We start from the raw sequence: 24,731 nt of genomic DNA on the forward strand, positions 1-24,731 counted from the left end.
TTGTGATGAAACGACAACGTGATGAAACAACAACGTGATGAAACAACAACAAGAGTAACGTGATATGAAAAAGGGAATTATTGCCATTGTAGTGGCCGTCGTGCTGATTGGTGGCTATGTGTTTGCTCAAACCGCAACGCGCAATGCGACAGTGGACATTATTGAGCAGTATGTGGATCGCTTAGAAGCTGAGTCAGGACATGCATACGATGTAGAATTGAATTGGCTAGAGCAAGGCTGGCGCACGGGCAAAGTCGAAATGACGTTGCGTATGGATTTCATGGAAGAGGAAATTCTTTATCACGAAGTATTCCAGTTAACCTATGGCTTCTTGCGAACGCAAATTCGCGGCATCGGCCAGCTTACGGTATTTGAAGACAATGTGAATGAGACCATTTTCGACGGAAAACCCTTTGTTTCTAAAGGGGTTGCTAGCATGGGTGGCCTCACGTTGGAGTACACGGTTCCAAATATTGATCGGAATACCGATGGCATGGTTCTGAATATTCCAGAAACCATTATGCAGGTTGTTGCAACAGATACGTCGCTGCATTACACCCTACACAACCCAGGCTTCCGCTTATATCACGAGTCAGACCCAGGGCACTTCTCACTCGGGGAAGTATCGGTAGAGTCGCACACAGCATGGCGACTTGAGAAACTTCAGCATTCGCATTTAGAAATGAAACTGGCGAGTTTGGATATGGATACGCCGGACCTTAATTTCTCCATGAGCGATTTTCTTCTTGCCACACACCTGATGGTTGAAGATGGCATCGCTTCAGGTTCCGTGCGATACGAAGTGGGCCAGTTCGACGTGCCAGAAGTAGGCAGCGGCAATGCATTGTTGGAAATGGAAGTACAGGGCGTGAACTATGCACTGTTTGAACACCTGCAGCAAAATCCAGACTTAATCGAAGATGAAGCCTTCGTTGCAGAATTTTTCTATGATCTGGTACACAATAACGATGCACGATTGCTGTTGAACACATTTGAGTTTGAAGCCGAAGGTATTGGTCGTGCGCATGTTCACGGTAGCTTCGGTATCAACGATACGCAGCTAGACCAAGATGAGTTCATGGCAATGATTCAGGAAGATGCAAGTGCTCTGATTCCATATATGGCCGTATCGTTAACCGTTGAAGAGTTACCTCTGATTGCTTTGATGAGCATGATGATGATTACTACCGAGCAATTACCATGGTTGATCGAAATGCGCGATGGTGAGTTTTACTTAAACGGTGAAATACTCGATCTTGAGAACATGGGCTTACCTGAATAGATAGACCTCACAAAATTTATAAAAAAGGGGAGCTGCGGCTCCCCTTTTTTGTGCGCCTTCTATGTTACTTGGTGAGAGACATCACTTTATCGACCAGCTTCTCGATACCGCTTGCTGCTTCGGTTAAGGAGCTCGCTAGCATATAGGCGGGTGTGGTAACGATGTTATGAGCTTCATCAAACACAATGCCATCAACGTCGCATTCGATATGCTTAGCACCCATTGTGGTGAGTGCATCGGCGGTGGCTTTGTCGTTGCCGATGGTCAACTTCACGCCCTTGCCATACACAAAAGGTAGAAGGGTGGGTGCGATGCACATATAGCCGACAGGTTTGTTGTTATTGGCAAAAGCTCGGCAAAAGGTGACGACTTTTTCATCGGCAGTGGCTTCGGCACCGTTGGTGGCGAAATTCGAGAAATTTTTTGCCGCACCAAAACCACCGGGCACGATGAGCGCATCAAAGTCGCGAATATCGAGCTCATCGAGGGATTTTATCTCGCCTCGTGCGAGACGGGCCGCTTCTTTCAAACAATTTCGTTTGCTGTTGGGGTTCACATCTTGGGTACGATGATCAACCACATGCATCTGTGCTTTATCTGGGGCAAAGCATTGATAAGTCGCGCCATTTCGTTCAATTGAGAGCAAAGTAATGACAGTTTCGTAGATCTCACTTCCGTCGAAGACTCCGCAACCACTTAATAATACGGCGATTTTTTTCATTATATCTCTCCTTGCATAAAAGGGCGTTTGTTCAGATTAAAAAATGTTAAAAAAGATCACAAATTGATCTGGAATCACATCCCGGTTGTGCTAATCTAGCTGTCCGATGTGGCAAACGCTTACAAAAACGACAGGGTTTGATCCTGGTGCCCAAATAAATAGGGCAATGTAAACGTTGAACGGTTCCCGCAGTGGCAAAGATCAATATGTAACTCACATCGATGTTTTGCCAGACCGTTCTTAAAAATTTCCACATTCTCGGGTAGTACAAAAATAAGAGCAAAAGTAATCCGGGTGTTGTCTGTTAGTCCCGTTAAATCAATTACTTATCTACAACATGCTGCCATCCGATTTTTCGGATATACGGCAGGATTTCCTATTTTTACACAGAGTTATCCACAGGTTACTCGCGTCTTTGCTTTGAATTTTCCGGCCTGATATTAGCCAGTTGCGGCATCCTGTGGCATTCTTACATCCATTCACTAGCGTCTTCAATTCAGGGTATGTTTATGCCAAGCATTCCAGATCAGCCTTTCATTCTTGTGGATGGTTCTTCTTACTTATTTCGAGCTTACTATGCGCCGCCCCATTTAACCAATTCTGCCGGTGAACCAACGGGGGCGATCTATGGCGTGGTGAATATGCTTCGCAGTCTTCTTAAGCAATACAACCCTACCCACATGGCGGTGGTATTTGACGCCAAGGGCGATACGTTCCGAAACGACTTATATGAGGCCTACAAGGCCAATCGTCCACCCATGCCTGATGATTTGCGTAGCCAAATCGAGCCGCTTCATCAAATTATTCGTGCGATGGGCTTACCCCTGATTTCAGTGGAAGGTGTCGAGGCCGACGATGTGATTGGTACTTTGGCCATGCAGGCATCTAGGGAAGGACGCACTACGTTAATTAGCACGGGCGATAAAGATATGGCCCAGCTCGTTGATGAGCATGTCATTTTGATTAACACCATGACCAATACCATTCTCGATGAGGCCGGTGTATTGGAAAAGTATGGTGTGCGACCGGATCAGATTATTGATTACCTGGCCCTGATGGGGGATAGCTCCGATAATATTCCGGGCTTACCGGGCGTTGGAGAGAAAACGGCGTTAGCCATGCTGCAGGGCATGGAGAGCATCGACGCGATGTTAGAAAACCCAGATAAGATTAGTGCACTGAGTTTCCGTGGTGCCAAAACGATGCCCGCGAAAGTGGCAGAGAACAAAGAGATTCTCTTACTCTCAAAAGAACTCGCCACCATTAAGCTCGATGTGGCTTTGGAATTTACCCCCGATCAGCTCACCTTGAGTGAGCCCGACGATCAGCGCCTGGCGGAACTCTATAAAACCTGTGAATTCCGCCGTTGGTTGAGTGAGCTTCTCGAAAAGGGTGAGAAGGCACCCGAGCATGGGGGTGACGTATCTGAGGAAGGCAACGAAGGCGCTTCTGGCAGTCTTGATTTTGGTTCGGTTAGCCATGGGGATTATGTCACCATCACCGACAAAGAGACCCTGAAGGCATGGATCAAGAAGCTGGAAGACGCTGAGTATTACGCCTTTGATACGGAAACCACCAGCTTGGATTATATGCAGGCGGATCTCGTGGGCATTTCCTTTGCTGTGGCGCCTGGGCAGGCGGCCTATATCCCGCTCACTCATCACGATCTGGATGGTCCGAAGCAATTGGATCGGGCGTGGGTACTGGAGCAGTTAACGCCTCTGTTTACCGATGACACACCCAAGAAAATTGGCCAGAACTTAAAATATGACCTGCATGTGTTGCGCAACCAAGGCATTCGCTTGCGTGGCATTTTTAACGACACCATGTTGAATTCCTACGTGTTAAATAGCACTAGCTCGCGCCACGATATGGATACCTTGTCGTTGCAGTATCTTGGCCACAAGCCAATCTCATTTGCAGAAGTTGCCGGAAAAGGGGCAAAGCAAAAACGTTTCGACGAAGTATCTATCGCTGAAGCTTCTCGCTATGCGGCAGAAGATGCCGATGTGACGTTGCAGCTCCATGAGATCTTATGGCCGAAGGTACTCAAGGAAGGCAAATTACCGGAAGTGCTGCGAGAATTAGAGATTCCGATCTTGCCTATTTTGGCAATGATGGAGCGGCGCGGGGTATTGATCGACTCCAAATTGCTAGGTGAACAAAGTAAAGAAATCACCAAGGAACTCGCAGAGATTGAAAAGAAAGCTTACGAGATTGCTGGGCAGCCGTTTAATTTGAACTCCACAAAACAACTGCAAACAATTTTGTATGAAGATTTGGGGTTGCCGGTGAAGAAGAAGACGCCGAAAGGCGCCCCGTCTACCGCCGAAGAAGTGTTGCAGGAGTTGGCACTGGATTACCCATTACCGGAATTGATTTTGCGTCATCGTGGATTGGCCAAGCTCAAATCGACGTACACCGATAAACTGCCGCGCATGGTGAATGCCGACACAGGACGAATTCATACGTCTTATCATCAAGCGGTTACCGCCACGGGTCGCTTATCGTCGACGGATCCGAACTTACAGAATATTCCCATTCGCAATGAAGCCGGACGTCGGGTGCGTAAAGCCTTTATCGCGCCACCGGGCTATAAAATTGTGGCTATCGATTATAGCCAAATTGAACTGCGTATCATGGCCCATTTGTCCCAATCAAAAGGCCTGCTGGAAGCTTTTGCGCGAGGTCGTGACATTCACAAGGCCACCGCTGCAGAAGTGTTCGGTGTACCCCTGGAGCAGGTGTCAGGTGAGCAGCGTCGTAGCGCCAAAGCGGTGAATTTCGGCCTCATCTATGGCATGTCGGCTTTTGGATTGGCGCGACAACTTAATATTGGCCAAAAAGATGCCCAGCATTATATGAACGTGTATTTTGAGCGCTTCCCAGGCGTGCAAGATTATATGGATCGCACGCGCAAGCAGGCCGCAGAAGCGGGATATGTAGAAACTATCTTTGGTCGACGCCTATATTTGCCGGAGATTAATGCGCGCAATGTTCCTCGTCGCAAAGCGGCAGAACGTGCGGCGATTAATGCGCCAATGCAAGGCTCCGCCGCAGATATTATTAAAAAGGCCATGCTTGATGTGGCCGACTGGTTAAAAGCCCCAGGCAACATAAAAGAAGACGGGGACGTGTATATGACCATGCAAGTACATGATGAATTGGTCTTTGAAATTCGTGAAGATCGCGTGGATCATTACGTGAAAGCCCTAGTCGAGGTGATGGAGCAAGCAGTGACCATCGATGTGCCGTTGATCGCGGAAGCAGGGGTTGGTGACAACTGGGATGAAGCCCACTGATTTTTGACGAAATTTTAACCGAACTTTTTTGTAAAGGGGGACTCTGAGTTAGTGAGCGCGATGCGCTCTCTCCTAAAGATGTTTTCCCTGAACATCACTTTTTACCCCGGCCTTGTGCCGGGGTTTTTTATGGCTACGGCTCAGCCGGCCTGAGCACGGATAGCTTCACGTCAATGGTCAACGCTAAGTCAGTGCGCTGCGCAATGGCGTCTCGACCCGCTTGCGGGGCGCGATGAATGTGCGGTGTCATGGCCAAAAGCTGGGCGATGGCTTCTGCATCGGGCAGAAAAATAGACTGACGAAACTTATCTTGCTCGCGCAAGACCCATCCTTCGGGGGCGGTCACGGGCGCATCGTCGCGTCGTACTTGGCTGTAGAGTATCTCTCGCAGTTCAATCAGGTGATCCGGGCCAGGTTCTACTAAGAGCACATAGCCTTGCGGCGAGAGCACCCGCGCAAATTCCGAATACATGGGAAAACCAAACATACAGAGCAGAGCATCGATGCGACCACTCGCCACCGGTAAGGCCGCATTACTCGCCACCACCCATTGGCTTGGCTTTGGCATCAGGCGCTGTTGTTTGGCGGCGGCTCGCACTGCCCATTTGGAAATATCCACTCCGAGAAATTCGACGACCTGAGTGTGAGCGGCGAGTTGTCGGATGTAATAGCCCTCTCCACAGCCCGCATCGAGGAGGGTATGGGCACCTTGGGCATTAATGATGTTGGCCACCGCTTGGGCAATGCCTTGATAAAACCCTTGTTCTAGAAAGGTTCGGCGGGCCTGCACCATGGCTTTGCTATCGCCTGGATCTTTTGAACGCTTGTGCTGAGCAGGAAGTAAGTTCAGATAGCCTTCTTTGGCGTAGTCAAAGGTATGACCTGCGGAACAATGCAAACTGCGTTGGTCGGTACTATGGATAAGCGGTTCGCCATCGAGGGGGCAACAGAGCGGAATCATCGTAACGTACTCCGGAGCAAGTGCAGGTGACGGCGACAAAAAAGCCCGGCACATAACCGGGCTTTCTCTGAGTTCAGGTCGTGCATCGAGGCTTAATACAAACCACGAATAAACTGCGACAATACTTCGATATCATGGTCGGTTAATTTCACCGCGATATCACGCATCATGCCGTTTGGATCATTGGCACGCTCGCCAGAGCGGAATGCTTTCAGTTGCGCAGCGGTGTATTCTGGGTGCTGACCGCTCAGCAGAGGGAAGGTTGCTAAGCTCATACCCAAACCGCTTGGACCATGACAGGCCGCACACGCGGTAATACCACGATCGACGTCACCCCCTAACCATAATAGACGGCCTTCTTCGATGGCACTTTCGGGGGTAGAACCCACTTCATGCTCTTGTGCTGCGTAGAATGCGGCGAGGTCGTAAATATCTTGCTCGCTTAAGTTGCTCACTTGATCAGCCATGAGCATATTGTAGCGACCACGTTCACCTTGGGTTTCATTGCCAAGTTGATAGTCTTTTAACTGTTTTACTAAATACTTCATACCTTGGCCGGCAATATTTGGAAAATCACCAGTAGGGCTATTTCCAGTTTGGCCATGACATGCTGCACATACTGCTGCTTTTTCTTGACCCGCTTCTGCGTCACCAACCGGGCGGTTGCTGTCGGAAGCGAATGCTGCGCCACTGGCGAACAACACAAAACCACATAGAATCGCGAGTTTTTTCATGATCTCTCTTCTCTAGTATTCGGTTGGGCTCTCTTGCCCGAAAAATATTTGTCGCTAACAATAGAATTCCAGTGGGTATTTTACACGATTCTCGCCGCGATGAAACGCCTGAATGCAGGATCTCTGGTTGGAGATTGCGGTGAGATCCGTCATAATATGCATCCTTTCTGAATGTTTGAGGCATATCGTGAGCAACGACACCCTAAGTTTCCAAAAAGCACACTTTACGATTAGTGCGCCGGATATCCGCCATTTGCCTGCTGATAGCGGTATGGAAGTTGCGTTTGCTGGCCGATCCAATGCCGGTAAATCCAGTGCGCTTAACGTGCTTACGCGGCAAAATAGCTTGGCCCGTACCAGTAAAACGCCGGGCCGGACCCAGCAGATAAACGTGTTTGCCCTCGACGATGAGCGTCGTTTGATCGATTTGCCCGGCTATGGATTCGCCAAAGTGCCGTTAGAAATGAAACAAAAATGGCAATTGGCGCTGTCTGAATATTTACAAGAGCGTAAGTGTTTGCGCGGCCTTGTGGTGCTTATGGATATTCGGCATCCGATGAAAGATCTCGACCAAGAGCTGATTCATTGGGCCGTGGAGAGTAATTTGCCGGTGCTCGCGGTGCTTACCAAAGCCGATAAATTGAAAAGTGGCGCACGCAAAGCAACCTTATTAAAAATTAAAGAAGCGATCCCAGGCTTCGGTGGCGACGTATCTGTGATTACCTTTTCGTCATTGAATAAGAGCGGACTGCCAGAGCTCGAAAGCGTTCTTCAGCAGTGGTTCCAAACGCCTCACATGGAGAATCCATGATCCAAGCCCATCCACTGAGTTCGTGGGCAAAACTGTTTTTGCTTGCACTCGTGTGGGGCAGCTCGTTTTGGCTCATTAAAACCGGATTACATACCTTCACACCTCCAGAAGTGGCCGCTCTGCGTTTAGCCGTTGCGGCGGCTGTGCTGGCGCCTTTTGCTATCGTTCGGATTCGCCGAGTCCGACGGCATCAGTGGCCGGTACTATTGTCCATTGGGATGACCGGAAGTTTGTTACCGGCCTTCTTGTTTGCTTTAGCGCAAACTCAGATCGACAGCGGTGTGACCGGCGCCCTTAACGCACTTACCCCGTTATTTACCTTGATTATCGGTGCCTTTATTTTTCGTCAAGTGGTCACCGGGCCTACGCTGGTGGGCCTGGTAGTGGGATTTGTTGGCACCTTACTGTTGGTATTGATGAGCGCCAGCGGTGAATTTGTGGTGAACGGCTATGCCTTGTTCGTTGTATTAGCGACCATTTGTTACGGTGCCAATGTTAATCTGATTCGCAGCTTCCTGCCCGATCAAAGCCCCTTAACCATTACCGGTGTGTCTTTGTTAATGGTGTTACCGGTCGCCTGTTTGTATTTGCTCGGCCCGGCAGAGATCTTACCTAAATTACATGGAGTTCAAGCCTGGACGTCGTTTTCCGCGGTGATTGTATTGGGTGTTGTGGGTACTGCCATGGCGTTGATTTTGTTTAACCACCTGGTTCAGGTGGCGAATACTGTATTTGCCAGCTCAGTGACGTATCTGATTCCTGTGGTGGCCATGTCGCTTGGGGTGCTCGACGGTGAGATCATTGGTGTCTGGCAGTTTGCGGGAATGGGCCTCATTTTATTTGGTGTGTGGTTGGCCAATCGCAAGCCGTTGGCCACCGCCGACGTGACCCCAGTGGCCAGTGAGCCGGGTCAAAACCCGCTTAAAGACGAATAAAAAAGCCAGCGTAGGTTTTTTCCCTAAGCTGGCTTTACATTATTGGTGTGAGTGGTGCTCACTCAGCAATTAGCGAATTTCCTGCGCTTTGCGGTCGATGTAAGCACGCACCTGCTGCTCTAACGTGGCCAAAGGCACACTCCCATTGCGTAACACTTGGTCGTGGAATTCACGCACATCAAAGTGACTGCCATGGGCGGCTTCTGCTTCTGCACGCAATTCTTGAATCGTGAGCAAACCCAGCTTGTACGATAGGGCCTGACCTGGCCAGCTGATATAGCGGTCGATTTCAGTATTTACGTTATGCAGGGAAAGCGCCGTATTGCTGCCGAGGAATTCCACAGCTTCATCACGACTCCAACCCATCGCATGCATGCCCGTATCCACCACTAAACGTGCTGCTCGCCACATGGCGTAGGTTAAACGGCCAAAATTGCTGTATGGGTCTTGGTAAAAACCAGCTTCTAAACCTAAGTACTCAGCATACAAGCCCCAGCCTTCACCGAACGCAGAAATGTAAGTGGACTGGCGATACGCCGGCACGTTTTCCATTTCCATGGCGAGGGCAATTTGGAAGTGATGACCAGGCACACCTTCATGCAGAGTTAACGCCTCAAGCTCGTACAATGGGCGTGTTTCAACCGCATAGGTATTCACCCAATAGTAACCGGGCGTGTCATCGCCGCGCGGGCTAACGTAGCGCCCTTGGGTGTAGTTGGGAGCAATCTCAGCAGGCACTGGTGCCACACCATAAGGCGTGCGTGGCATGTGATAGAACAAGCTCGGCAGTGCTGCATCGGCTTGTTTGGCAATCCATGCCGCTTCTTTGAGGAGCTGCTCGGGTGAGTCGGTGTAAAACTGAGGGTCGGTACGGAGAAAATGGATAAATTCAGCGAAACTGCCTTCAAACCCGACTTCTTCAATGATGGTTTCCATTTCCGCACGGATAATAGCCACTTGCTCTAAACCAATTTGATGAATCTCTTCCGGGGTGAGATCCAAGGTGGTGTAGTGCTTCACGCGGTTGGCGTAAAAAGCTTCACCGTTTGGTAATTGATGTGCGGCGATCTCGGTGCGTGCGTTAGGGATGTATTCATCGTTTAGGAAATCGTAGAAATCCATAAATGCGGAATTCACGACCGTTGCGATCACGGTTTGCAATTCAACTTCAAGCGCTGCAAATTCTTCTTCGCTCAGATGGCGACTTGCTTGGGCCATCGGACGATAGAACACGCTCTCTGTTGGGTCCATAGTCACATAGGCTTGAATGCCATCTGCAAAGCGCGTGAGTACCACTTGCGGTTGCATCATGCCGCTCGCCATACCTTGACGCATATACGCCGTTTGTTGGCCAAGCCACGTAGGTATGTCGCGCAAAAGGGCCAAATAAGCATCTGCATCCTCTGTCGACTGAATGCGCATCATGTCACCCAAACGCGCAATACTGTTATGAGGGCCGGTTTCATTGGTTAACGGCATGAGATGCATATTGAACTCATAGCGAGAGATCTGATTACGCAGAGCATACAGAATCATATCTCGGTTAATTTGATTCTCTTCGCTCAGGCGTTCCGGATCGATGGCGGTAATAGACTGGTAGAAAGCCACGCGTTGTTCATGGGCGGCGGCCAGTGCATCCGGCCTAATATCGGCTAAGCGTGCATCGGCACCCGCCGAGCGAGCATCAGGGGCGAGCAAACCACTCTGACGCTGATTGAATTGCCAGGCTTCATCGGCAATTTCTGTAAACTTTTGGTCGGCGGAGATGCTTGAACGTGGTGATTCCGGCGCTGAAGTGGTCTGACAAGCCGAAAGAAGCATCGCTGCGCCAAGTAACATTAGTAAGCGCATGTTATATACCTCACATTTACGAAAAGACCACTCATTCTGCATTGAGAATCAACAGATTACTAGTCTGATAGGGATGATCCTTGGGTTGACAAAATATAACATAAGTTATGAATTTTGTTGCGTTTTAAGTCATTTTGTAATAAAAACTCATTTTATAGATCAATAAAGTTGTTGCGAATCTCGCTGAATCACGTAATCTTAGGCCCGTATTACGAACACTTTCCGCAGCACATTGCTTATTAGCAAAGGGCTGTGAAAGGGGGAACGCAAGTTGCGAGGGGGAATTTTCTGTGTTAATTAAATGTTTCACAGAAAAGTCGTAAACTTGTTACATTTGGGAGAGGGCTTACGCGCTAGCCTATATACCGCGCGAACGTACTGAATCTAGCCCACAGTGAAGTAGAACAGAAGAATAAAAGTGTGGCGGTTCAACGCAAACATTATAATGAAAGCGGGTAAAAAAACCGCTGAGTAAATATGTAGTAACAAGTTTGTCCATCGTGAATAAGGAGCTTCATAAGAAGCTGATAAAAAGAGATGGCAATTTGCATGGAAGAAAAACTACAAAACTAAGGACATTAGCGACAATCGTTCTCGAGATCACCCTGGGGGGTGCACGGGTTCACATCAAGGCGGTGGCTTTCATCGCCTTTTTTATTGCCTGCAATTCCAGTAACCAACGCATCGCGTTGGTTTTTTTGCTTTTGGAGCGTCCCTCACGGGGCCAACTCTGCCTCTGGGCCTTTAGCCGGTTCGGGCCGTTCCCAGCCTCGGACCAGCGCAGTGCGTTGGATACAATGGTTCAGGGGGAGAATTGGCTTCGTGAGGGTGTCTGCCGCAGGGATGCGGCAGCCAAGCCTATAGGGATATATTTACGGCGTCCCTCACGGGGCCAATTCTGCCCCTGGGCCTTTAGCCGGTTCGGGCCGTTCCCAGCCTCGGGCCAACGCAGTGCGTTGGATACCGGGTGTTGCTAGTTTTAATGTGTCGGGGCGCCGAATACGCTAGAATATACGAAGATTACGTATTCTCGTGGAAAAGGTTGAATATGACGCGTCAGAAGAAAACTCGAAAGTCGGGCCCGCTTGCATTGCGCAAGGCTGAGCGGCCTGAAGCAAAGCAGCAGAAAGGTAAAGCGGGTAAAGATAAGGGCAAAGGGCTCCCTTCAGGGGCGCGCTATGCTGTTGGTAAGCCATCCTCTGCAGGTACTGCGGGCGCAGCGAGTAAAGCGGATCCACGCCATGGCAGCAAAAAGCCTATTGCTTTGAAGGTGAAACCAAAAGCGATGAGCCCGGAAAAAGAATTCGAGTGGATTGAAAACGATCAGAAGCTTCAGGGTTTACTGGCGCAACTCGAGAACGGCATCGTGTTGAACAAAAACGACCAAGCCTACGTAGATACTCAACTGGCGCGTTATCAGGAGCTCGCGGATCGCTTAGGTATCGAGATTGACGATAGCGATGACGACGAAGACTGGGAATACGATACCTCGGATATGCTCGACGAGGCGCTTGAGGAAGATCCTGATTTTGACCGAGGTGCTGAGTTTGATTCAGGGTTTGACTCAGATACAGACAGTAACGAACGTAAATAGCCTAACTCACGTCAGTTAAAGGAGTCCCATGGTGTTGATGTGGATTTTAATCATTGTTGCAGTAATCGTTATCGCTGCCTTGAGTGTGTACGCAGGCATGCTGCTCACGCGCTTGCGTTCACAGAACAACGCGATGCGTGCAGCTGAAGGTAAGCGCTTGCACTACTTGCATGAAAGTATTGAAACCATTGCCAAGGCGATGCAGCAAGATCAGTGCCCTTTATCGGAAGGCTGCATTCGCATTGCAGTTCTGCTCGATAACCTTCCGGAGGCGGAACGGGCAGGATTCCCTGAACGCTTCCCGGCCATTCATGCCATGTATGAGCGTATTAAACATATGCCCACGCATGATGCACGCAAAGACTACCCGAAGAAAGAGATCCGTAAACTTGATCTCGAGCGAGAAGGGTACGAAGTGGAAATGGCGGATAGTATTCAAACAGACATTACCGCGGTGTTGGTATGGGTGCGCGCAGAGCGGGCCGCGCAAGCTCGTTAATCAGTACGTAAATGAAAAAAACCTAGTGCACGCACTAGGTTTTTTTGTGTTTGAATAGCTTGCACCGCGATTACTGCTTGAATACCTGACCGTCTTTCATCACAAAAGACACTTGATGTAACACGGCGATATCTTCTAATGGATTGCCACGCACAGCGACGATATCCGCGAGCTTGCCCACTTCAATACTGCCGAGTTCCGATTCCTGCCCAAGCAGGGTGGCAGCGTTCATAGTCGCGGCACGGATGGCTTCAATTTCTGGCATACCGGCTTCCACCATGTATACAAACTCACGGGCATTTTCGCCGTGATCATACACGCTGGCATCGGTGCCAAAGGCAATCTTCACACCCGCGGCATAGGCGCGACCGAAGGTGTTCTGAATCAATGGGCCAATAGCACGTGCTTTCGGACGTACTTGCGCCGGGAAGTACCCTTCAATTTCCGCGCGTTCAGCCACGGATTTGCCTGCAGTAATGGTGGGTACATACCAGGTGCCATATTCTTTCATTAACGCGAAGACGTCGTCGTCCATGTAAGTGCCATGCTCAATGGAATCGACACCGGCTTTAATGGCCCGAATCATGCCATCTTTGCCATGGGCATGAACCGCTACTTTCATACCGTAATCGTGAGCGGTTTCAACGATAGCCACGAGTTCATCATCCATAAACTGCGGATTATCGCCGCTATCCGCGAGTGATAGCACGCCTCCGGTCGCCGTAAGCTTAATTAAGTTGGCACCTTCTTGATAGCGGGCGCGAACCGCTTGTCTTGCTTCATACGGACCATTGAGAACACCTTCCATAGGCGTGGGTGTTTCCACTAAACCGCGGCGATAGCCGTTTGAAGGATCCGCATGGCCGCCGGTAGTGGCTAACGATTTGCCGGAGGTAAAGATGCGTGGCCCGACAACCAAGCCATTATTGATCGCGTTGCGCAGGGCAATACTCACACCAAAGGAATCACCCAAGTCGCGCACCGTGGTAAAGCCGGCGTTTAAGGTGATATTGGCAAAATTTTGCCCGCGATAGGCCACATCGGCTTCATTCATGGTAAAACGGTGCATATAAGAGCCGGGTTCTAGTTGCGATGTAATATGCGTGTGCATATCAATAAACCCAGGCATCACCGTGGCATCGCGAAGGTCAATCACGGTATCGCTGGCGCTTGGGCGAGTAAACCCGTTATCGATGCCAACAATACGCTGGCCTTCCACGCGAATGGTCACGTTGCTGCGTGGATCCGCCTCAGTGCCGTCAATTAAGCGTCCTGCGTGAATAAGTGTGGCAGCATCCACTGCGACACTGTGCAGCGCCAATAACAGGCCTGCGGCTAAAGCATAAACTGGTTTGTGCATGTGTGTGTTCTCCGGCTATTTCTTCGTGTGTGTAAGCCAATTGTTTACGGAGTTTTGTACATCTTCTTCGAGGTCACTTCACCGAAGGCCTTGTTAAACGATATACTTACCACAACGTAGCATATTTCAGGTGGTTGAGCAGACGCTCTGCCGCAAAACTTCTTCTGCTGAGCGAGTGCGTTCTATGTTATTCCGCGGAATCCGTGAAGATATTGCCAGCGTGTATGAGCGCGATCCGGCAGCCCGTCATTTTTTTGAGGTTCTAACCAACTATCCGGGCTTGCACGCTATTTGGATTCATCGCTTCTGTCATTGCTTGTGGAACTGGCGGCTCAAATGGCTTGCGCGTTGGTTATCCACGATCGCCCGTTGGATTACGGGAGTGGAGATTCATCCTGCAGCAAAGATTGGGCGACGCTTTTTTATTGATCACGGCATGGGTGTGGTGATTGGTGAAACCGCCGAAATTGGTGACGATTGCACGCTTTACCATGGCGTCACGTTAGGCGGCACCAGCTGGAAAGTAGGCAAACGCCACCCGACTTTAGCCAATGGCGTGGTCATTGGTGCTGGCGCCAAGGTATTAGGACCACTACAGATTGGCGAAAATGCCCGGATTGGTTCCAATGCCGTGGTTGTGAAAGATGTACCGAGCGGCGCTACCGTGATTGGTATTCCGGGCCGTATTGTTGCCACTAGCGCGAACAAGGCCGACTCCAAAGACGGCAAACGGGAAGCGATTGCGCGCAAATATGGCTTTGATGCCTATGCGGTATCGACGGATAACCCGGATCCTGTGGCGATGTCGATGGGCCGTATGCTCGACCATATGCACGTATTGGATGAGCGGGTCGCAGAAATGTGCAACGCCATTAACCGCATGGGTGGTGATGTGTGTGGCGATATCCCGAAAATTGAATTAGAAGACGAAGAAGTGATGGCTGAGAAAGAAAAAGCCGAGAAAGCCCGCAGTAAATCCGATGGAGACGCTTAAATGTCAGTACCAACAGTGTTTGATAATGTCGCCGCCAGTATTGGCTATACGCCGTTGGTCAAATTACATCGGGTGGTTGCTGCCAACACCCATATTTATGCCAAAATCGAAAGTCGCAACCCAGCCGGCAGCGTGAAAGATCGCTTGGGTTATGGCTTAATCGCAGATGCGGAAGCGAAAGGCTTATTAACGCCGGGTAAAGTACTGCTGGAATCCACCTCGGGAAATACTGGCATTGCCTTGGCGTCAGTCGCGGCAAGTAAGGGTATTCCGCTCACCATTGTGATGCCGCGGTCGGCAAGCTTAGAGCGGCGCAAGCTTATGAAAGCGTTAGGTGCGGAGTTAGTACTTACTCCCGCTGAAAATGGCATGAAAGGGGCACTCGCAAAAGTAGCTGAGCTAATGGAAGCCGCACCAAATAAATATGTTTACGTGCGTCAATTCGAGAATCCGGCGAACCCATTGATCCATGAGCAAACAACAGGGCCAGAGATTGACGATAGCTTGCAGGGCAATGTGGATGTGTTTGTCGCAGGCGTGGGTACGGGCGGGACTATTACCGGTGTGGGCCGGTACTTCCAAAAGCAGAAAAAAGCAGTGGACTGTTGGGCGGTTGAGGCAGCAGATTCGCCGTTGATTAGCCAAACCATTGCTGGCGAAGAGCTTACCCATGTTCCTCACAAGATCCAGGGTATTAGTGCGGGTTTTGTACCAGCTAACTTAGACCTATCATTATTAAAAGGCACCCAACAAGTTACCAACGACGAAGCCTATGACATGGCCTTGCGACTGTGTCAGGAAGAAGGAATCTTGGCGGGGATTTCGTCGGGGGCTGCCGTAGTTGCGGCAAACCGCATTGCGGCGCTTCCTGAATACGCGGGTAAAAATATTGTAGTGATCTTACCTAGCTCTGCGGAACGCTATCTGAGTACGCCGTTGTTTAAAGGCTTATTCACGGAGCAAGAGCTTGAGCCATAACGGCCCAAGCGTTGCTCGCTCCACTTTACTTCTTCGAACTCATCCGAATCCGCGGTTTATCCTTCGCGGGTTTGCTCAGTTCCTCTTCTGTTTCTAAACCACTGCGCAAGCGGTGCGTATCTGCGTCGTAGTGGCTGTAGAGCTCGTCTTTGATGGTTTTTACCCAGATTGGCACACCAATAAAGTAACCAGCTCGGCCAATAGCGTGGGCTGCCACAGGGGCGGTGATAAAGATAAATAAAATCACCGCCATGGCTTTGGCCATCACCACTAGGTCGTTAAAGTGCAACATGGCGGCAACCATCATTAAAGCTACCCCAAGCGCCCCGGCCTTGGTGCTCGCGTGCATGCGGGTCAGCAAGTCGGGTAAGCGTAAAATCCCCACCGCAGCCAATAGCGAAAATGCTCCGCTAGACAGCATAAAAATGGCGACCAGCCAATTGACGATAGTTTCAGTCATCTCGCGGACCTCCACGTTCAAGGAATCGGGCAAAGCCAATGGCGGCTAAGAATGCGGTTAATGCGGTCACGATGGCCACATCAATAAAGCTAGAACGTTCCGTAAATATGGCGTGGGCGCCTGTCATACCCACGATTACAGTCGCTAGTAATTCAAGTGCGACCACCCGATCCGGCAACGTGGGGCCAATCAATAAGCGAATAAAGATCAGCACCAAGGCGATACTCAGTAGGCCGAAGGTGATGAGATATATATAGTGCACAGTGCCTCCTTCAGCATTTAGCGCAGGATTTCAAGAACCCGACGCTCCATATCTTTTAAACTGTTACGCAGTTCTTGTTCATTATCCAAGAACATCGCATGTATGTAGAGAACGCGGCGATCATCCGAGACGTCTAAACTTAACGTTCCCGGTGTCAGTGAGATCAAATTCGCCACCATGGTGATCTCAAGTTCGGTTTTTGCTTCTAGGCGCATGGCGATTACGCCAGGCTTCATGTGCCAGACCGGCGTGACGATATCAAAGGCCACGGTAAAGTTGGCCACAATTAATTCTTTGATAAAAAAACCAACAAAGCGAATTAATCGCGGCAACCGGCGAGTATACCCGCGTAAGCTTGGCATCTGCCGTTGCATCACCCCAAGTACTAAGTAACCGATGAACAAGCCGAACAGCAAGTTCATCCCGCCTACATCACCGGTGAGCACGACCCACATGAGGGCCAGCAGCAAGTTCCACATAAATCCGGTCATGGGCGATTACCTCCCAATACAGCATCAATGTACCCATCAGGGTTTAAAAGTTGCGCCGCTGAGAACTCGGCAAACTCGTAGATGGGCTGGCCATTTAAACCAATAAACAGGGTACAAGCCGCTAGTAACACGACGGGTACGTAAAGGACCACCAGAGAGCCTGATGTTTTGCCTTCGTCGAGGGCGGAGCTGTCTACTCCTTTCGGTAACTTCTTCCAGAACACTTCGCCCCAAATTTTAATCATTGAGTAGAGTGTAAGCAGCCCAACCAGTAATGCAATAAAGGTCACGAACCAGGCTTCAAGCTCGATACCCGCTTTAATAATGATAAATTTGGCAAAGAACCCGCTGAGCGGTGGAATTCCCGCCAGTGATAGTGCCGGTATTAGGAACAAGATACTTAAGATGGGGCGTGCTTTATACATACCCCCTAAGCGTTTGAGATCGTAAGTGCCCATCAAGCGATGGGTAATACCACTAATCAGGAACAGATTCGTTTTCACTATGATGTGGTGCATGATGTAAAACACCCCACCAATAATGGCCAGCGGCGTAAAGAGTGCCAAGCCAAGAATCATGTAGCCAATCTGACTGACAATGTGGAACGACAGAATACGGCGGAACTCAAACTGTGCTGCCGCACCCAATACACCCGTAAGCATGGTGCCCACAGCCACCCACAACAAGAGTTCATGGGTGAAGTCGGGGTTCTGGTTAAATATTAGGGTAAATACCCGGAACAGTGCGTACACGCCCACTTTGGTTAGCAAACCGGCAAATAATGCCGACACCGCCACCGGACCTGTGTGGTAAGACGCAGGCAACCAGAAGAACAATGGGAATGCGGCGGCTTTAATACCGAAGGCAATTAAGAACATCACCGCGATTACATCAACCATTCCGGTGTGTTCTGCTTCACCCAGTTTCACAGCGATATCTGCCATATTGAGGGTGCCGGTGATACCGTATAGCAAACCAATCGCGCTAAGGAAAATGGCAGACGACAGCAGGTTTAAGGTCACGTACTTTACCGCACCTTCCATTTGCGCCCGCTCGCCACCGAGGATCAGCAAGGCAAAGGAGGCGATCAGCATCACTTCAAACCATACATATAGGTTAAAGATATCGCCGGTTAAGAACGAGCCCGCGACACCCGCCAGCAGCAAGTGCATTAACGGGTAGTAACCAAAGCGTTCGTGACTGGGTGAGGCGGATGACAACGAGAAAATCGCGATTGCGACCGCCATCATCCCGGTAAGAACCACCATGATGGCACTGAGCATATCGGCTACTAAGGTAATCCCGTAAGGGGCGACCCAGTTGCCCATGTACATCACCACATGGCCTTCACGCAACACAGAAACGAGTAGCCAGATACTACTCGCCAACAAGGCAACACTTCCCAAAATGGATAACACGCGCTGCACCATGTTGTAGCGCCACAACATGACACAAAGCGTACCCGTAAGGAGCGGAATTATAACGGGCAGAGCAACTTCAAAACTCACGTATCGGTATCCTTCATCTGATCCAGGTTGTCGGTACGAATGATGTTATACGCCCGGTGAATAAGTACCACGGCAAAGGCGAGTACCCCAAAGGCAATCACGATCGCCGTGAGGATGAGGGCTTGCGGTAATGGATCCGCCACAGCGCCATCCGGGAGTACAGACCCCAATGGAATCAAGGGTGGGGCACCACGGGTCATCCCTGCCGAGGTGAATATCAGTAGATTGGCTGCGTTCGACAGCAGCATCAGCCCGATCACGAGCTTAACGATACTGCGACGCAACATCATATATATTGCTGCGGCATACAGGAGGCCAACAACAATGGCCATAATTGGTTCCATGTAAGCTCCCTGGTTAGTGTTCTTCTGCTTCAGTGAGGCCGATGAGCATCATCATGACCGAACCGAACACGGTAAAGTAAACGCCAATATCAAAAATCAGCGGCGTTGATAGTTTGATCTCGGTGCCGCCAGGCAGCATCACCGGCCACCACTGCGCGGTTAAAAACGGCTCGCCATTTAGTGCCGCCGGGAAAATCGAGATCATGCCCATAAACAAACCAGCACCGATGAGATTGCGCGGATCCACGCGCATGAGATCCCGCGTGACTGCGGCGCCAAAGGTAAATAAGTAAAGGGCGAATGCACCTGAAGCAACGAGGCCGGCGATAAAGCCACCGCCGGGTTCATTGTGTCCACGCAGGAGCAAGAACACCGAGAATAAGAGCTGCAAGGGCACCAAAAAACGGGCCGCAGCGTGCAGGATCAACGTACCTGGTTTCATCATACGTCTTTGTCCTCCTTTTTCTCAGAGTCATCGTTATGGGGGTAATCCCCGCGCGGATGCTCGCTGCTGGTATCTGGATTCACAATGGTGTTATCCCCGTCGTCTTCATCGTCGTCATCGGACGCTTCCAAAATATTTTGATCTTCCAACATCTTCTGATGAATTTCGTCGAGTGAATGCACAATATCTTTCTCAGGAATTTTCTTCGGCGGCAAAATCAAGGTGCCGGCGAAGTGGTTCGCGCCGGGTGCTGTTTGCGGATTGAATTTAATCATGGCGTAAACACCCATGGCCGCTAAGGCAAGTACAAATATCTCTCCAAGGGTATCTAGGGCCCGATAATCGACCAAGATGACATTCACAATGTTGCGGCCGTGGGCCAGTGGGTAGCTGTTTTCAATCATGTAGCCGGAAATGGGTTCGAACAGCTGCACATCAATGGTGATCATAATGAGGAACATCATGAGTACACCGACGGTTAGGGCCACTGCCGCATCACGAATACGTTCAGCGGTTGTGGAAATATTGGAGAAGCTGGGCAACCGGAACAGTACGAGTACCAACAAGATTACCGTCAGAGTTTCCACTAGGATTTGAGTAATCCCCAAATCTGGAGCGCTAAACAAGATAAAGATAAAGGCAATGGAGAAGCCGACCGCCCCCATGGCCGCTACTGCGCCCAAGCGCGAGTGGGTAATACTCGCGGCCACGGCGGCGGCAACTAGAATGGATACCGCGACGAACTCATGGAAGTAAAAATCCAGATCCCAATTCCAATGCAGCTGGTACCGACTCAATAAGGTATAGCCCGTGACCACCACAAAGGTGAGGGTAATGGTGCGCAAGTAGTTACGCATGGAACCGTTTTGGAGCTTCCGGGTTTGCCATTCAGCAACCCAAACAATGGCGTCCATAAAATAGAAATAGCCGCGTTCTGGGCCGCGTACCACCATGGGGTCCAGTACTTTTAACCGATCGCGCAATGCATCCCAACGGGTGAATAAGAAACCACCGATGGCCAAGCTGATCGCGGATAACAATAACGGCAGATTAAAGCCGTGCCACAAGGCGAGATAGCTGTCGATGGTGGTGCCGGCAACAGCCATACTCGCAGGTAAGGTAATCCATGCACCAACCAAGCCCGGGAAAAAGCCGGCGAACACAGACAACGCCACCAATACCGCCGGGCCCGCTAACATAGGTAGCGGGGGCTCATGAATGTCGGCGGCAGCTTTCGGTGCTTTAAAGGCACCAAAGAAGGGCCGTAATGCCACCACTGCAGCCACCGTTACTACGAGGATTGACGCAACCACGACAAGGGCCATCAGCGCCACAAATACACCGCCTTCAAGCATGGTTTCTAACAGCGCTTCTTTTGCGACAAAGCCAAACAAGGGGGGGATCCCCGCCAGTGATAAGGTCGCCACCAAGGTAAGACCCGCACTTAAGGGCAGTTGCTTGCGCAACCCGCCCACTTCGGTGACGTCGCGGCTACCGGCCTCGTGGTCAACGATACCGGCGAGCATAAATAAAGCTCCTTTATATAAGCTATGGGCGAGTAAGTATGCGGCAAATGCGACCATAGCCAACTCGGTACTGACACCTAGCAGGAAGGTGAGTGAGCCTAGGGCCATCACCGTGGAGTAAGCCAGAAGCTTTTTCATATCCGTGCTGCGCACGGCCATAAAGGCGCCCGTGAGCATGGTAAAGGCACCAAATCCGGTGAGTGTCATTACCCAGAAATCGGTGCCGCCTAGCTCAGGATGTAAGCGCGCTAACAAATAGATCCCGGCTTTTACCATGGTTGCCGAGTGCAGATAGGCACTCACAGGCGTAGGTGCGGCCATGGCATTAGGTAGCCAGAAGTGGAATGGGAATTGCGCTGATTTGGTAAAAGCGCCTAATAAGACGCAAATCATCATGCCCAAATACCACGGGTGCTGTGAAATCACTTCAGAGCCGTTGAGAATTTCTTGCACGGAGAAGCTACCGGCCATAAAGCCAAGCATAATAAAGCCTGCAAGCAGCGCCAGTCCGCCACCCACAGTGACGATAAGACCTTGCAACGCGGCTTTGCGAGCAGCGGCCTGATGGTGGTTATAACCAATCAGTAAATACGAGGTGATGCTGGTAAGTTCCCAGAACACAAAGAGTGTGATGAGGTTATCTGCCAGCACCAAACCCAGCATTGACCCCATAAAGGCCATAAGAACAACAAGAAAACGCCCTTGTGCTATGTCGCCTTTTAGATAGCTTCCCGCGTACAGCACGATAAAGGTACCGATACCGCAGATAAGCAATGCAAACAGCAAGGATAAGCCATCCAGCACCATGGTGAAGGAGATATCCAGCCCCGGAATCCAAGCGTATTCATGCACGATCACTTCACCGCCGGCAATAGCGGGTACAAAGCCGGCAAACCAAACGGTGAGTACTGCTGGAACTAGCGCAAGGAACCATGCGGCCCGGTGCTGTTGGCGGGCAAAAAGCCAGGGCGCCAATAGTGCGGCAAGGTAGATTACCAGTACGGCAACTTGCATCGAGAATCCTCTTTGGCCAATCGAAAAATCAATAAGTTAACTGTTAAATCATACGCACAAAGGGGTAATTTAGCACAAATCCCAATTTTGGGTGAAGTGATGCGCGTTCAGATGTATGCCATAAGCGGTGTAAATCAACAGAAATTTCCCTTGAATTCTTTGTCATAGTCTCTAACATCCTGCCTCGAAACCAAGCCCGCGATCCCATCGCATAGATATCCCGAAGTGAGCTGTAACCCTATGGAACGAGCCGATTACCGAGTATGGCAAGATAAGTTCGAGCGCCTACGCAGTAATAAAGTGTTTGAAACAGTCGTGATTGCGATCATTTTATTTTCAGCACTGGTGATTGGGGCAAAAACCTACGATGAGGTAGTGCCTTACTCTGGGCTGATCGATGTACTTGATTACGCAATTACCCTCTTTTTTATTGTTGAATTAACCATCCGCATTGCTGCGGAACGACGTTTCCGGGATTTCTTTAAGAACGGTTGGAATATCTTCGATTTTATTATCGTAGTGGGTAGCTTAATTCCGGTGGATAGCGCTGAGAGTATGTTGCTGGCGCGTTTACTCCGGATTTTCCGGGTGCTGCGCTTAGTCTCAATTGTGCCGGAACTTCGGGTGCTGATGGGCGCGTTCTTGAAAGCCCTGCCGAAGATGGCGTACGTGGCGTTGTTTATGTTTATCATTTTCTATATTTACGGTGCCGCCGGCAGCTTGTTTTTCCGCGAAGTGAATCCGTTCTATTGGGAAAACGTGGCAGTGGCCATGCTTACACTGTTTCGTATCGCGACCTTCGAAAGTTGGACGTCGATTATGTACGAAACTATGGAAGTTTACCCGTTATCCTGGATCTATTATCTAAGCTTTATTTTCTTCTCCGCATTTATTTTCCTCAATATGATGATTGGGATTGTGCTCGATGTGATGCAAAAAGAAAGCAGTGCCTTTGACAAGGAACAAGGGGTCGGTGAGTCTGCGGATCTGGATGCCATAAAAGACCATGTGGCAGGCCTCCATGAGAAAATGGACCACCTCACCGCGCACATTAATCAGCTCACAGAACAGCAGCGAAAATCTTAGTGAACGGGCGCCATTGCCATCGGTATACGCGCCCAACGCTTAAGCTCTTTCGCCGACCTCCTTCGCAAGATCCCCAGAGCAGCGCTATAGTTAAGTTATTCTTGATAGGCTTGGCATAGCGCTCGTCGACACCGACAGGGTTGCCTTTGGCCTATTCTTTTTACTGGTGGGGGTTATATGACGATCCTTCGAATAGGAATGGTGATTGCCGCTTTGGCGGTATTCAGTAATGCATCAGCGCAAACCGAATCGGAATGGACGGTGTTTGAAAATGTGAATTTGCTCACCATGGCAGAGCGATCTGACCGACCCATTCGCAGAAATCAAACGGTGTTCGTGCAGGGTGATCGGATTGCTGCAGTTGCGCCCGCGGGGATCTTGTCGATCCCGCAAGGGGCGCGACGTATTGATGGAACAGGCAAATATTTATTGCCCGGATTAGCGGAAATGCATGGGCATGTGCCGCCGTTACAGTCCTTTCAAGGTGTTCCAGACCGTTATCTCGACGATGCATTGTTCTTATACATAGCCGGCGGTGTTACTACAGTACGCGGTATGTTGGGGCATCCCCATCAGTTGCAGCTCAAGCAAGATATTGCGGATGGTACCCGGGTGGGACCTACTCTGTATCTTGCCGGTCCAAGTTTTAATGGCAATACCGTAACCTCGCCGCTGCAGGCACGAGAGCGGGTGCGGGAACACAAGCAAGAAGGGTGGGATCTATTGAAAATTCACCCAGGTCTCACCTTACGTAACTACGAAGCGCTAGCGGAAGAAGCCAGAACACTAGGCATCGATTTTGCCGGGCATGTGCCAGAGGATGTAGGGATTCGCCATGCGATTATCTTGGGAAGCCGAACCATCGATCATTTAGATGGATACATGGCAGAGGTAAATGGCTTTGAGGCGGAAGTAAGCGACGATGCGCTGCGCGAGCTTGCGCAATTTACTCGAGCTCATCAGGTAGGCGTAGTGCCTACCATGGCACTGTGGGAAACCATTATTGGTGCGGCAGACAAAGATGCGTTGCTGAGTTTTGAGGAACTCAAATATGTGCCAACGCAAGTACGGCAGGGCTGGAAGAACTTTCTTGCAGAACCCCGCAGCCAGTATTACACGGGGGATACCGCTCGCATTCATGCAGAAAATCGACGCCGCTTATTGGCAATAATGCATGAAGAAGGTGTGGAGATTCTATTGGGAACGGATGCACCCCAGCTATTCAGTGTGCCAGGCCTGTCTATGCGTCGAGAAATTCCGCATATGTTGGCGGCGGGAATGAGTCCTTATGATGTAATTTATTCGGGCACTGTAGCAGTGGGCCGATACTTTCAAGAAGAGGATAACTTCGGTCAAGTGATTCCTGATCAGCGGGCGGATTTACTTTTGGTGTCTGATAATCCGTTAACCAATATCGAAACCTTATATACACCGGAATGGGTCATGGTGCGCGGTGAGCTGTGGAGTCGCGCGCAAATCGACGAGAAACTCGCTGAAATTGAACGGGCATATCAGGAAGAACAAGAATAGAGATTGGCTGCGCTCGCGCCGGAACGGCATGAGCGCAGTTTTT

22 protein-coding genes are annotated in these 24,731 nt (G+C 50.2%); 10 read left to right on the forward strand and 12 right to left on the reverse strand.

Annotated elements, in window-relative coordinates:
* The first annotated feature begins 64 nt into the window (after positions 1 to 64).
* Positions 65 to 1,282 carry a DUF945 family protein gene (locus FM042_RS07280; RefSeq protein WP_143235764.1) on the forward strand — a complete coding sequence of 406 codons (1,218 nt, stop codon included), beginning with the start codon at positions 65 to 67 and terminating at the stop codon, positions 1,280 to 1,282.
* Positions 1,283 to 1,346: 64 nt separating this feature from the next.
* Here FM042_RS07280 and elbB read toward each other — a convergent pair whose 3' ends face one another.
* On the reverse strand, positions 1,347 to 2,003 hold the full coding sequence (elbB, locus tag FM042_RS07285) for an isoprenoid biosynthesis glyoxalase ElbB (protein WP_143235765.1): 657 nt from the start codon (positions 2,001 to 2,003) through the stop codon (positions 1,347 to 1,349).
* A 509-nt stretch (positions 2,004 to 2,512) separates the two neighbouring features.
* On the opposite strand from elbB, the gene polA reads away from it, so the two are divergent.
* Positions 2,513 to 5,305 carry a DNA polymerase I gene (gene polA, locus FM042_RS07290; protein ID WP_143235766.1) on the forward strand — a complete coding sequence of 931 codons (2,793 nt, stop codon included), beginning with the start codon at positions 2,513 to 2,515 and terminating at the stop codon, positions 5,303 to 5,305.
* Between the two features lie 133 nt (positions 5,306 to 5,438).
* Here the strand turns inward: polA and FM042_RS07295 are convergent, their stop codons facing one another.
* Entirely contained in the window at positions 5,439 to 6,266 is an 828-nt protein-coding gene (locus tag FM042_RS07295; RefSeq protein WP_143235767.1) for a putative RNA methyltransferase, read from the reverse strand.
* A gap of 92 nt (positions 6,267 to 6,358) precedes the next feature.
* Complete coding sequence (locus FM042_RS07300) at positions 6,359 to 7,000, reverse strand: c-type cytochrome (RefSeq protein ID WP_143235768.1); 642 nt, start codon at positions 6,998 to 7,000, stop codon at positions 6,359 to 6,361.
* A gap of 187 nt (positions 7,001 to 7,187) precedes the next feature.
* On the opposite strand from FM042_RS07300, the gene yihA reads away from it, so the two are divergent.
* Positions 7,188 to 7,811, forward strand: a complete 624-nt coding sequence (yihA, locus tag FM042_RS07305) for a ribosome biogenesis GTP-binding protein YihA/YsxC (protein ID WP_232366398.1) — start codon at positions 7,188 to 7,190, stop codon at positions 7,809 to 7,811.
* Positions 7,808 to 8,746 (forward strand): DMT family transporter, encoded by a 939-nt coding sequence (locus FM042_RS07310; RefSeq protein ID WP_143235770.1) that lies wholly within the window; start codon positions 7,808 to 7,810, stop codon positions 8,744 to 8,746. The genes yihA and FM042_RS07310 overlap by 4 nt, the downstream gene beginning before the upstream one ends.
* A gap of 69 nt (positions 8,747 to 8,815) precedes the next feature.
* Here FM042_RS07310 and FM042_RS07315 read toward each other — a convergent pair whose 3' ends face one another.
* Positions 8,816 to 10,597 (reverse strand): DUF885 domain-containing protein, encoded by a 1,782-nt coding sequence (locus FM042_RS07315; protein WP_143235771.1) that lies wholly within the window; start codon positions 10,595 to 10,597, stop codon positions 8,816 to 8,818.
* 1,048 nt (positions 10,598 to 11,645) lie between these two features.
* On the opposite strand from FM042_RS07315, the gene yihI reads away from it, so the two are divergent.
* Together yihI and FM042_RS07325 are read left to right on the forward strand one after the other, a co-directional pair.
* Positions 11,646 to 12,191: a Der GTPase-activating protein YihI gene (yihI, locus tag FM042_RS07320; protein WP_185960734.1), complete on the forward strand. Its 546-nt coding sequence runs from the start codon at positions 11,646 to 11,648 to the stop codon at positions 12,189 to 12,191.
* A gap of 28 nt (positions 12,192 to 12,219) precedes the next feature.
* Entirely contained in the window at positions 12,220 to 12,690 is a 471-nt protein-coding gene (locus tag FM042_RS07325) for a DUF2489 domain-containing protein (protein WP_143235773.1), read from the forward strand.
* A 70-nt stretch (positions 12,691 to 12,760) separates the two neighbouring features.
* On the opposite strand, the gene FM042_RS07330 is transcribed toward FM042_RS07325, so the two are convergent.
* Positions 12,761 to 14,050: a metal-dependent hydrolase family protein gene (locus FM042_RS07330; RefSeq protein WP_143235774.1), complete on the reverse strand. Its 1,290-nt coding sequence runs from the start codon at positions 14,048 to 14,050 to the stop codon at positions 12,761 to 12,763.
* A 184-nt stretch (positions 14,051 to 14,234) separates the two neighbouring features.
* Between FM042_RS07330 and cysE the strand changes: the two genes are divergently transcribed.
* The gene (cysE, locus tag FM042_RS07335) at positions 14,235 to 15,044 is read left to right on the forward strand and encodes a serine O-acetyltransferase (protein ID WP_143235775.1); all 810 of its coding nucleotides are present in this window, start codon (positions 14,235 to 14,237) and stop codon (positions 15,042 to 15,044) included.
* On the forward strand, positions 15,045 to 16,022 hold the full coding sequence (gene cysK, locus FM042_RS07340; RefSeq protein WP_143235776.1) for a cysteine synthase A: 978 nt from the start codon (positions 15,045 to 15,047) through the stop codon (positions 16,020 to 16,022).
* A gap of 25 nt (positions 16,023 to 16,047) precedes the next feature.
* Here the strand turns inward: cysK and mnhG are convergent, their stop codons facing one another.
* The 7 genes from mnhG to FM042_RS07375 are packed head-to-tail and all read right to left on the reverse strand — an operon-like array spanning position 16,048 to position 22,072.
* Positions 16,048 to 16,482 (reverse strand): monovalent cation/H(+) antiporter subunit G, encoded by a 435-nt coding sequence (mnhG, locus tag FM042_RS07345; protein WP_143235777.1) that lies wholly within the window; start codon positions 16,480 to 16,482, stop codon positions 16,048 to 16,050.
* Positions 16,475 to 16,744: a monovalent cation/H+ antiporter complex subunit F gene (locus FM042_RS07350; RefSeq protein WP_143235778.1), complete on the reverse strand. Its 270-nt coding sequence runs from the start codon at positions 16,742 to 16,744 to the stop codon at positions 16,475 to 16,477. Before FM042_RS07350 ends, mnhG begins: the two co-directional genes overlap by 8 nt.
* A 17-nt stretch (positions 16,745 to 16,761) precedes the next feature.
* Positions 16,762 to 17,235, reverse strand: a complete 474-nt coding sequence (locus tag FM042_RS07355; protein ID WP_143235779.1) for a Na+/H+ antiporter subunit E — start codon at positions 17,233 to 17,235, stop codon at positions 16,762 to 16,764.
* Positions 17,232 to 18,743: a Na+/H+ antiporter subunit D gene (locus tag FM042_RS07360; RefSeq protein WP_143235780.1), complete on the reverse strand. Its 1,512-nt coding sequence runs from the start codon at positions 18,741 to 18,743 to the stop codon at positions 17,232 to 17,234. The genes FM042_RS07355 and FM042_RS07360 overlap by 4 nt, the downstream gene beginning before the upstream one ends.
* Entirely contained in the window at positions 18,740 to 19,087 is a 348-nt protein-coding gene (locus FM042_RS07365) for a Na+/H+ antiporter subunit C (RefSeq protein ID WP_143235781.1), read from the reverse strand. Before FM042_RS07365 ends, FM042_RS07360 begins: the two co-directional genes overlap by 4 nt.
* 13 nt (positions 19,088 to 19,100) lie before the next feature.
* Positions 19,101 to 19,532, reverse strand: a complete 432-nt coding sequence (locus tag FM042_RS07370; RefSeq protein WP_143235782.1) for a Na+/H+ antiporter subunit B — start codon at positions 19,530 to 19,532, stop codon at positions 19,101 to 19,103.
* Positions 19,529 to 22,072, reverse strand: a complete 2,544-nt coding sequence (locus tag FM042_RS07375) for a putative monovalent cation/H+ antiporter subunit A (RefSeq protein ID WP_143235783.1) — start codon at positions 22,070 to 22,072, stop codon at positions 19,529 to 19,531. Before FM042_RS07375 ends, FM042_RS07370 begins: the two co-directional genes overlap by 4 nt.
* Positions 22,073 to 22,312: 240 nt before the next feature.
* Here FM042_RS07375 and FM042_RS07380 point away from each other — a divergent pair, with 240 nt between their 5' ends.
* Positions 22,313 to 23,158 carry an ion transporter gene (locus FM042_RS07380; RefSeq protein ID WP_143235784.1) on the forward strand — a complete coding sequence of 282 codons (846 nt, stop codon included), beginning with the start codon at positions 22,313 to 22,315 and terminating at the stop codon, positions 23,156 to 23,158.
* A 177-nt stretch (positions 23,159 to 23,335) separates the two neighbouring features.
* Positions 23,336 to 24,688: an amidohydrolase family protein gene (locus FM042_RS07385; protein WP_143235785.1), complete on the forward strand. Its 1,353-nt coding sequence runs from the start codon at positions 23,336 to 23,338 to the stop codon at positions 24,686 to 24,688.
* The last annotated feature ends 43 nt before the right edge of the window (positions 24,689 to 24,731 follow it).

Source organism: Aliidiomarina halalkaliphila, from assembly GCF_007096385.1.
Taxonomy (GTDB): Bacteria; Pseudomonadota; Gammaproteobacteria; order Enterobacterales; family Alteromonadaceae; genus Aliidiomarina; species Aliidiomarina halalkaliphila.

Excerpts from the sequence above, each read along its gene's own strand:
- mnhG (WP_143235777.1), bottom strand. The coding sequence starts at position 16,482 with ATGACTGAAACTATCGTCAATTGGCTGGTCGCCATTTTTATGCTGTCT.
- FM042_RS07355 (WP_143235779.1), bottom strand. The coding sequence starts at position 17,235 with ATGACCGGATTTATGTGGAACTTGCTGCTGGCCCTCATGTGGGTCGTG.
- FM042_RS07375 (WP_143235783.1), bottom strand. The coding sequence starts at position 22,072 with ATGCAAGTTGCCGTACTGGTAATCTACCTTGCCGCACTATTGGCGCCC.
- FM042_RS07295 (WP_143235767.1), bottom strand. The coding sequence starts at position 6,266 with ATGATTCCGCTCTGTTGCCCCCTCGATGGCGAACCGCTTATCCATAGT.
- cysE (WP_143235775.1), top strand. The coding sequence starts at position 14,235 with ATGTTATTCCGCGGAATCCGTGAAGATATTGCCAGCGTGTATGAGCGC.
- FM042_RS07365 (WP_143235781.1), bottom strand. The coding sequence starts at position 19,087 with ATGGAACCAATTATGGCCATTGTTGTTGGCCTCCTGTATGCCGCAGCA.
- cysK (WP_143235776.1), top strand. The coding sequence starts at position 15,045 with ATGTCAGTACCAACAGTGTTTGATAATGTCGCCGCCAGTATTGGCTAT.
- FM042_RS07385 (WP_143235785.1), top strand. The coding sequence starts at position 23,336 with ATGACGATCCTTCGAATAGGAATGGTGATTGCCGCTTTGGCGGTATTC.
- FM042_RS07310 (WP_143235770.1), top strand. The coding sequence starts at position 7,808 with ATGATCCAAGCCCATCCACTGAGTTCGTGGGCAAAACTGTTTTTGCTT.
- FM042_RS07330 (WP_143235774.1), bottom strand. The coding sequence starts at position 14,050 with ATGCACAAACCAGTTTATGCTTTAGCCGCAGGCCTGTTATTGGCGCTG.
- FM042_RS07315 (WP_143235771.1), bottom strand. The coding sequence starts at position 10,597 with ATGCGCTTACTAATGTTACTTGGCGCAGCGATGCTTCTTTCGGCTTGT.
- polA (WP_143235766.1), top strand. The coding sequence starts at position 2,513 with ATGCCAAGCATTCCAGATCAGCCTTTCATTCTTGTGGATGGTTCTTCT.
- FM042_RS07325 (WP_143235773.1), top strand. The coding sequence starts at position 12,220 with ATGGTGTTGATGTGGATTTTAATCATTGTTGCAGTAATCGTTATCGCT.
- yihI (WP_185960734.1), top strand. The coding sequence starts at position 11,646 with ATGACGCGTCAGAAGAAAACTCGAAAGTCGGGCCCGCTTGCATTGCGC.
- FM042_RS07280 (WP_143235764.1), top strand. The coding sequence starts at position 65 with ATGAAAAAGGGAATTATTGCCATTGTAGTGGCCGTCGTGCTGATTGGT.
- FM042_RS07380 (WP_143235784.1), top strand. The coding sequence starts at position 22,313 with ATGGAACGAGCCGATTACCGAGTATGGCAAGATAAGTTCGAGCGCCTA.
- FM042_RS07370 (WP_143235782.1), bottom strand. The coding sequence starts at position 19,532 with ATGATGAAACCAGGTACGTTGATCCTGCACGCTGCGGCCCGTTTTTTG.
- elbB (WP_143235765.1), bottom strand. The coding sequence starts at position 2,003 with ATGAAAAAAATCGCCGTATTATTAAGTGGTTGCGGAGTCTTCGACGGA.
- FM042_RS07300 (WP_143235768.1), bottom strand. The coding sequence starts at position 7,000 with ATGAAAAAACTCGCGATTCTATGTGGTTTTGTGTTGTTCGCCAGTGGC.